The organism is Methylobacterium sp. E-005 (genome assembly GCF_022829725.1).
Lineage (GTDB): Bacteria > Pseudomonadota > Alphaproteobacteria > Rhizobiales > Beijerinckiaceae > Methylobacterium.
This window is the reverse complement of the sequence record NZ_JAKSYG010000111.1, coordinates 1-7,675: the sequence shown is the minus strand read 5'-3', so window position 1 is coordinate 7,675 and position 7,675 is coordinate 1. Positions and strand designations below refer to the sequence as shown.

At 69.2% G+C, this 7,675-nt stretch carries 5 protein-coding genes; 3 read left to right on the top strand and 2 right to left on the bottom strand.

From position 1 onward, the window contains the following. Positions 1-250: 250 nt before the first annotated feature. Positions 251-1,894, bottom strand: a complete 1,644-nt coding sequence (locus MKK88_RS13585) for a GMC oxidoreductase (RefSeq protein ID WP_244000492.1) — start codon at positions 1,892-1,894, stop codon at positions 251-253. 178 nt (positions 1,895-2,072) lie between these two features. On the opposite strand from MKK88_RS13585, the gene MKK88_RS13580 reads away from it, so the two are divergent. Genes MKK88_RS13580 through gluQRS form a run of 3 tightly spaced genes read left to right on the top strand, consistent with a single transcriptional unit; the run spans position 2,073 to position 5,286 of the window. After that, positions 2,073-4,103: an ATP-binding protein gene (locus tag MKK88_RS13580; RefSeq protein ID WP_244000490.1), complete on the top strand. Its 2,031-nt coding sequence runs from the start codon at positions 2,073-2,075 to the stop codon at positions 4,101-4,103. Between the two features lie 41 nt (positions 4,104-4,144). Further along, on the top strand, positions 4,145-4,426 hold the full coding sequence (locus MKK88_RS13575; RefSeq protein ID WP_244000488.1) for a hypothetical protein: 282 nt from the start codon (positions 4,145-4,147) through the stop codon (positions 4,424-4,426). Continuing rightward, positions 4,423-5,286 (top strand): tRNA glutamyl-Q(34) synthetase GluQRS, encoded by an 864-nt coding sequence (gene gluQRS / locus MKK88_RS13570; RefSeq protein WP_244000486.1) that lies wholly within the window; start codon positions 4,423-4,425, stop codon positions 5,284-5,286. The genes MKK88_RS13575 and gluQRS overlap by 4 nt, the downstream gene beginning before the upstream one ends. Positions 5,287-5,296: 10 nt before the next feature. Here the strand turns inward: gluQRS and MKK88_RS13565 are convergent, their stop codons facing one another. After that, positions 5,297-7,324: a M23 family metallopeptidase gene (locus tag MKK88_RS13565; RefSeq protein WP_244000484.1), complete on the bottom strand. Its 2,028-nt coding sequence runs from the start codon at positions 7,322-7,324 to the stop codon at positions 5,297-5,299. Positions 7,325-7,675: the final 351 nt, after the last annotated feature.

Below are 7,675 nucleotides of genomic sequence, written 5' to 3'. Positions count from 1 at the left end.
GCACCGCGTCCGAGACCGTCTGCCGGCGCGTCGCAGGACCGGGCCGTCGCACAGACACCGCGACGAGAAAGACGGCGTTGATCGGGGCGGATGCCCGGTCGATGCCGCGGGCGCCGCGGGGACCGGATCCCGCGCGTTTTGGCCGACACCTGGGTTCCCGCGGCGTCCCGCGTCCCGCGTGTTCGTCCCTTGGGCCATGCCCCCGGCGCCGCAGGCGCGCGGGGACGATGACGCGCATCCGCGACGCCGATCACGCCGGCATCGGCTCCCGGGGCTCGGTATAGTCGTAGAGGCGCGGGGCGGGGATCTGGTCCTTCGCACCCATCCGCGTCACGAGGTGATCGGCAACCCGCAGGGCGTTGGCGATGATCGTGAGCGTCGGATTCACGGCGCCGATCGACGGGAAGAAGCTCGCATCCGTCACATACAGGTTGTCGAGCTGATGGGCCTTGCAATTCCGGTCGAGGACCGAGGTCGCCGGGTCGTCGCCGAACCGGAGGGTTCCGGCCTGATGGGCGGTCCCGCCGATCGGAACGTCCTTGCCGAGATAGAGCGAGCGGTCGAAGAGGTGTGGGTGGATGTCGGTGAAGCTGCAGATCTGCTGCAGCTTGTGCCGGAGCCGCTTGTGCGCTTCGCTGTTCGTCGCGGTGAGATCGAGGTGGACTTTGCCATCTTTGTAGAAGATCCGGTTCTGCGCGAGGGGGATATCCTCGGAGGTCAGCCAGAAATCGACCGAATGCTTGGCGAGCCAATCGAACGGCTTGTTGGGAAACCATTGCAGGAAGCCCGGCAGGCCCTCGCCGTGGATCTGGGCGCCGTCTGACTTGCCGACCATCTGGATATGGCCGAGCGGGAAATCCCAATCGTCCTTCGGATCGGGGTCGCCGAAGTAGAAGTCGTTGACGCCGAGCGTCTTCTGGAACCGGGTCGGGTTCGGCGTCTTCGAGATCGCCAGCACCGTCGAGTTGTTGTGGCGCATGTAATTGCGCCCGACCTGATCGGAGCCGTTGGCCAGGCCGGTCGGGTGCGTGTCGTTGGCCGAGCGCAGCAGCAGCAGCGCCGACGAGAGCGCGCCGCAGGCCACCACCACGAGGTCGGCCGAGGCCTCGAAGGGCGCACCGTCGCGGTTGCCGACCACGCCGGTGACGGTGCGGCCGGCCGGATCGGTGACGAGGCGCTCGATATAGGTCCGGGTAAGCAGCGTCAGGTTCGGGCAGTCCCGCAGGGCCGGGTCGACCACCATGGTCTGCGCGTCCGACTTGCCGTTGGTCGGGCAGGGGAAGCCGTCGAAGGATTCGCACTTGATGCAGGGCGAGGTCGGGACCGCCCGGCCGTCCTTCTCGACGAGGCGCACGCCCACCGGCAGGTGGAACGGGTGGTGGCCCGCCTGCTTCAGATTGTCGAACAGCTGCTGGATCCGCGGCTCGTTCGCCACCGGCGGATGCGCATAGGGCTTCTTCGACCAGGGCTCGGTCGGGTCCTCGCCGCGCAGGCCGTGGACGTGGAACAGCTCCTCGGCGGCTTGGTAATAGGGCTCGAATTCGTCGTAGCCCACGGGCCAGGCCGGGGCGACGCCGTCTTCATGGCGAATGTCGGAAAAATCCTTCTCGCGGAGGCGGAAGAGGATCGAGCCGTAGAACTTCGAGTTCCCGCCGACATAGTAGTGCAGCCCGGGATGGAAGCTCTTGCCGTCCGAAGAGTACCACGTCTCCTTGGCCTGGTAGTACCCGTCGACGATCACCGCCTGGCTGTCCCAGTTGCGCGGCTCGCGCAGGAGGTAGTCGCCGCGCTCGATCAGCAGGATCCGCTTGCCGGTCTGGGCGAGGCGCCACGCCATCGTCCCGCCCCCGGGGCCGGATCCGACAATGATGACGTCGTAGTGCTCACCTGGCATGCGGTCTCTCCGTCCGGGCCATCGTTTGGCAGGCAACTCGTGAGCGGCCGTTCGGATCGCGCTGCGGGGCCGTATTCGATCACAATGGCGCAACCCCCGGTTAAGCGCATTTCCCAACACGGCCTTCAGCTTCGCCTGCGATCCTGCAGCGGTCCGGCCTCCCGCCGGGGAGGCATCGATGATCGTCGAGGACATCGCGCTGGTTCTGGCGCTCATGGCCGCCGCCGCGCTGGCGGTCGATCGCTGGCGCGTGCGCCGGGCCGGGCCGGACGAGGCCGAGCGGATGCACGACCGCCTGTGGCGGATCAGCGAGAGCGAAGATCGCTACCGGGCCCTCGTGGCCGCCACCACGGAGGTGATCGTCCAGCGCGACGCCCAGGGCCGCATTACCTACGTCAACGAGGATTATGCTCAGCTCCTGGGCCGCGAACCGATCGCGTTGCTCGGCGCGCAGATCGATCTGGAGATCCTGGATCGCAGCGACATCGAAATCGGCGAGGACGGTGTGCGCCGCATGGAGGCCCAGGTCCGCTCGGTCGATGGCCGCGTGCGCTGGTTCGCCTTCGTGGAAATGCCGGTGGCGCACGGCGACGCGATGCACTGGCTGCGCGCGGGCCGGGACGTGACCGCCCGGGTCGAGGCGATCCGCAGCCGCGACGCCGCCCTGGAGCGGGCGGAATCGGCGAGCGTCGCGAAATCGCGGTTCCTGGCGACCGTGAGCCACGAGATGCGCACGCCGCTTAACGGCATCCTGGGGATGGCCGAGCTCGTGCTCGGGACCGACCTTAACCCGGAACAGCGCACTTACGTGGAGGCGGTCCGCACCAGCGGACAGGCGTTGCTCGGCCTGATCGACGGCGTCCTCGATTTCTCGCGGATCGAGGCCGGTCGCCTCGACCTCGCCGCCGAGCCGTTCAGCTTGCCGTCGGTGGCAGAGGGCGTGGTCGAGCTCCTGGCGCCCCGGGCACAGGATAAGGGGATCGAGATCGCCCTGGACGTCGCCGAAGGGTTCCCAGCGAGCCTCGTGGGCGATGCCGACCGGGTGCGGCAGATCCTGATTAATCTGGCGGGCAACGCCATCAAGTTTACCGAGCGGGGCGGCGTCGGCGTCAGCCTGAGCTTCGCCCGTGCCGAGACCGGGTCCGGCGAGGTGATTCTCGCTGTCGCCGATACCGGCCCGGGGATCCCGGAGGATCGTCTGCCAATCCTGTTCGAAGAATTCGAGCAGGGGGACGGCAGCGCCAGCCGCAGCCATGAGGGTACGGGGCTCGGCCTCGCCATCACGCGGCGTCTCGTCACCCGGATGGGCGGTCGGATCGAGGCGTCCTCGCGCGTCGGGCGGGGAACGACCTTCCGGGTCCTGCTGCCGCTGCCGGAGGCCGCCGCGATCACGCTCCCAGGGCCCGATCCGCTCCCGCGCCTCGACGGGCAGCGCTGCCTGATCGTGGCCGATTCGCCGTTCCAGGCGCCGTACCTCGCCCGATCCCTGTCCCGGGCCGGCGCCGCGACGGTGATCGTGGACACGCTGGAATCCGGGCTCGATGCCCTCTCGGGCGCCGCCTTCGACGGCATGCTGGCCGATCGTGCGCTCGGTGATGCCGCCGTGCGGCAGCTCGCCGACGCGGCCCGCGCCTGCGGCGTGGGCTGCAGCCTCGTGCTGCTCTCGCCCTTCGACCGCCGCGGTTTCGGTGCACCGGGCGCGGCGGGTTTCGACGGTTACCTCATCAAACCCGTCCGCGATCGATCCCTGATCGAGCGCCTGCTGCCCCCCCCCGCGCCCAACGAGATCCAGGCCACCCCGCCCGCCGCCCTGCCGCGGACGGGCGTCGGAATTCGCGTCCTGCTGGCAGAGGACAATCCGATCAACGCCCTCCTGGCGACCCGCGCCCTGGAGCGCCTTGGCGCCGAGGTGGTTCACGCGGTCGACGGGATCGCGGTGCTGGAGCAGCTTGACGCAAACGGCCCCTTCGATCTCGCGCTGATCGACGTGCGCATGCCGCGCCTCGACGGGCACGAGACCGCCCGCCGGATCCGCGCCGCCGAATCGGCCGGCACCGACCGGCTCCATCTGGTGGCGCTGACCGCCAATGTCGGCCAGGAGGACGAGGCCGCCGCCTGGGCCGCCGGGTTCGACGGGTTCCTGGCCAAGCCCCTCAACCTGAAGCTCCTCCCGGCCCTGTTGGAGCGCCGCGCGGCGCAAGCGGCGTAAGCGCGTTGACAGGCCGGCCCCTCCCACGCCAACAGGATTTCATGTCGGCAGCCCTTCAGCCATCGTCCGAACCGCGCGCGTCGAGGGGCGCGCTCGCCGCCTGGGCCATCTTGGCCCTCGTCGTCGCGACGGTCCTGCTCGGCGCATTACTACCGGCCCGCCACCCGGCGCCGGCGCGCTCCGTCGCCGAGGATCCGGCCTGCCTCGAATGGACTGACGGCTGCCAGGTCTGCCAGCGCCTTGCCGAGGGACCGGCCTGTTCGCTGCCGGGCATCGCCTGCCAGCCCGCCGCGCCGCACTGCCTCCGCCGCGCCGACGGGTGATCGGAGGCGCGCCGGTCCTCCGCTTCGCGCCGAGCCCGAACGGACGCCTGCATCTCGGCCACGCCTATTCGGCCCTGCTGAACGCCGACCTCGCGAAGCGGATGGGTGGGACCTGCCGCCTGCGGATCGAGGATATCGACACGCAGCGCTCGAAGCCCGCTCTGATCGAGGCGACCGTCGCGGATCTCGCCTGGCTCGGCCTACGCTATCCCGAACCGGTCCGACGCCAATCCGACCACATGGCGGCGTATCGCGCGGTCCGCGACGGCCTGATCGACCGGGCGCTCGCCTATCCGTGCTTCTGCTCGCGCGGACAGATCCGGGCTCGCGTGGAGGCGGACGGCGAGACGGCGAGCGATCCGGACGGCGTGCCCCGCTATCCCGGCACCTGCCGCAGCCTCGATTCCACTCACGTCGCCGAAAAGCTCGCCCGGGGCGAGCCGCATACGTGGCGCCTCGACATGGCGGCCGCGCTCGGCTGCGCCGGGTCCTCACACGGCTACATCGCCTTTGACGAGGCCGGCGAGCGCCGGGTCGACGCCGATCCCGCCCGCTGGGGCGACGCAGTGATCGCCCGCCGCGATGTCCCGACGAGCTACCATCTCTCCGTCGTGTACGACGATGCGGGGGAGGGGATCACTCATGTGGTCCGTGGTCGCGACCTGGAGGCAGCCACCGACCTCCACGTGCTGCTGCAGAGGCTCCTCGGGCTTCCCACGCAGTTCTACTGGCATCACCCGTTGCTCCGCGACGCCACGGGCGAGAAACTGGCCAAGTCGCGGGGCTCGCAATCGCTCGCCGATCTCCGGGAAGCCGGCATCACACCGGCTCAGATCCGCGCGCAGCTCGGTTTCGACTGATCGTCCGGCCTCAGCGCACGATCGCGTCGCGCTGGGCGAGCGCGGTGGCGCTCTTCGACTTCTGCATCGTCGCGTCGATCTGCTCGCGCTGCCGCTTGAACTCCGCGAGGAGGCGCCCGTCGAGCTCGCGGCCCCGGGGAACGCGGATCTTCATCGGATCCACAAAATGGCCGTTGATGATCACCTCGTAGTGGAGGTGCGGTCCGGTCGACAGCCCGGTGGAGCCGAGATAGCCGATGACCTGACCCTGCCGAACCTTGACGCCTTCCCGGATGCCGCGCCCGAACCGCTGCATGTGGTTGTAGGTCGTCACGTAGCCATTGATGTGCTGGATCTCGACCCGGTTGCCATAGCCGCCGGAGGTCATCTCGGCGCGGATCACCACGCCGTTGCCCGTGGCCATGATCGGCGTGCCGATCGGATTGGCCCAGTCGACGCCGGTATGGAGCCGCGCATAGCCCAGAATCGGATGGCGCCGATAGCCGAAGCCCGAGCGCATGATCCCGTCGGCGATCGCCTTCCGGAGGAGGAACTTCTTGAGTGAGCGCCCCTGCTCGTCGAGATAGTCGATCGTGCCGTCGTCAGGGGACTGGAAGCGGTAGACCTTATGGGTGTCGCCACCGAGGGTGAACGCCGCATAGAGGAGATCCGGACGATCGGCATTGGCCTCGTCGTCATAGCTGTAGAACACATCGATGTCGTCGCCGCTGCCGATCCGACGCTGGAAATCGAGGTCGTAGCTGAACACGCGGACGAGATCCTCGACGGTGGTCCGCGGCAGACCGTGGCGCGCGGCGGTCTCGTACAGGCTCTGATAGAGGCGCGGACCCGAGCCCGAATCGGCATCCTCATCATCGCCGGCCTCGGCTTGCGGCTGCGGCTTGGGGGAGGGGGCCTCCTCGGCGGGGGGCGCCACCGAGACGAAGGCGCCCCGGTCGTTCAGGGCGGCGATCCCCTCGATACCGGATTCGCCGTACAGCACCACGCGGGTGACCTGACGCGGGTCACCGGGGCGGGCCCCGGGGGCGATCTGCACACGCATCGGCTGTCCCTCAGCGAGCGCCGCGGTGCGCGCCTTGCCGCCGAGCGCCGCCACGATGCCGCGGATCGCATCGTCCCCGGCGAAGCCGGTCGCCTTGAGCGCGCTCTCGAGGGTCTCGCCGCGCTTGAGCGCTAGGTCGCGCTCCTCGACCAACGACGTCTCGTTGGGCTTGAGTTCGACCTTGGCGACCTTGGTGACGTTCTCGGGGACGACGAGCACCTCGATGGACTTGAACGGATTCGCCTCCTTCGGCGCGGCTGCGTCCCCCTCGGCCGCGGCGCCCTGCTGAAGGGTCCGCGACAGCATGATCTGCGGCGCGATCGGGATGGCGGCCCGTCGCCCGGCTTCTGCGGCGATGCGGCGCTCCTCCTCGACCTGAGCCGTGACGTCGTCGTCGGTGAGCGCCGGTGCGTTGGCAGCGTCGGCCACATCCAGCAAGTCGCGCTTGACGACGGTGACTTCGGCGCCCGGGGCGTCGGCCGCGGCATCGGGTGCGCGCTCCGGAGGCTCGTCCGATACGAACTTCATCGGATCAAAGCGCGGCGGTTCACCCGCATAGACGCCGGTCGTCATCGAGAGGGGTGTCGTGAGTCGCACGAAGGCCTTGGCCTTGATAATCTCGCGATCCCCAAGTCGGACCGTCACCGGGGCCCGGAAGCTCTGTTTGGCCGAGGCGATCATCAGGTTGCGCACCAGCCGATCGCCCTTCCGGGCGAGGTTGGCTCCGCTCTCGCTTGGCTGCGGCCGAGGCACCACCGTGGCCCGCTCGGGGATTGCGGCGAAGGATACGTCACCTTGTAAAGACACATGCAGCGCGGCGGCGATCAGGCCGGCGCCCGTCAGACCGGTGAGCGTGCTCGCACAGAGCCAGCGCAGGTTCACCGCCCGCCGGTCGATTTGGTTGGCCGTCGCGCCAAGCTCATTGAGCGGCGCCTGGAGCCCACGCCCGAAGCTGGAGGCGGCCACATCGCCGATCTTGAGTCGCTCGCGCTTCACTCGCAGGTCCTGATGAAGACGATGGCGAACAGGATTCCAAGGATCCGCGGCGGGGGACTCTGCCGCACGGGAGCCGGTCTCCGCCACCGGGCGACCATCTCACGGCCCAGCGTGTCCAGATTGAGGCGCATCCCGCCCGGCCGCAAGATGCCCCCGATCGATGCCGAGTGAGCCTCCGCGCCGGCTGCGCTGCATCGTTCGTGAAAAGGAGTTGACGGCTCGGATCGGTGGATCTATACCCCGGTTCATCGGCGCCGGCCGCGGAAGTGGACCGGGCGCTGAGCCATCTTCTGACAAGCGGCGGGACTGGCCGGCGAAGTAGCCGGGCGGTACTCTGTTTGCCTCTGATGA